The sequence below is a fragment of the Oleiphilus sp. HI0067 genome (genome assembly GCF_001635735.1).
This window is the reverse complement of the sequence record NZ_LWFI01000341.1, coordinates 1-688: the sequence shown is the minus strand read 5'-3', so window position 1 is coordinate 688 and position 688 is coordinate 1. Positions and strand designations below refer to the sequence as shown.

Genomic DNA, 688 nt, shown 5'->3' with positions numbered 1-688 from the left:
TTCTGCTAACCATGCACCACTTGCAGCAAAGATAAGCATAAGCATGAGAATGAAAAATCCAGCAAAGAAAGCTCCCGCCTCTTCTTCAAATACTGCGAGCAACATTCCCAGAGCAGGTGAGTAACGTGTGAGCTTCAAAAGACGAAGCATACGGAAGGTACGTAGAATGCGTAGATCGATTGGAATGAACAGATAGAGCAACGCAGGTAAGATAGCAAGCAAGTCAATAATCGCAATCGGCGATCGCATCCATGATATACGAGAAGGTGAATCTTGCTTTTCAGGTACGATCCATAAGCGCAACAGGTACTCTAAAATAAAGATGCATAAGGAAATGCCTTCAAATACATTAAAGGCTCCTTCCCAGCTTTGGTAGATGGAATCAACCGTTTCCAAAATAACGGCGCCGACATTGAGTATGATCAGCACAACGAGGGCAACTTCCAGAAGTTTGGGCCCCCAAGCCTCTCTATCAGGCCGTTCCAACCACCAATAGATCTTTGCCCGAAGTTTATTTTTAGATACTAAAATATCACTCATGGCGGAAAGTCATCCACGCGCGCGTTACGGGAATAACTATTTGTGATAGTAATGCAGTCCCCCATATCAGGTTGGCGACAATTGAGGGTACGTGAGGGACAATAAAGAAACATCCTACAGCAACAATAATTCCAAATAATCGGACATC

General features: G+C 44.0%; 1 protein-coding gene. It reads right to left on the bottom strand.

Annotated features, from left to right (window positions below):
• Nucleotides 1–540 (bottom strand): ion transporter (locus A3739_RS04160; protein ID WP_197472034.1); only part of this gene is annotated, 540 nt, incomplete at its 3' end.
• Nucleotides 541–688: the final 148 nt, after the last annotated feature.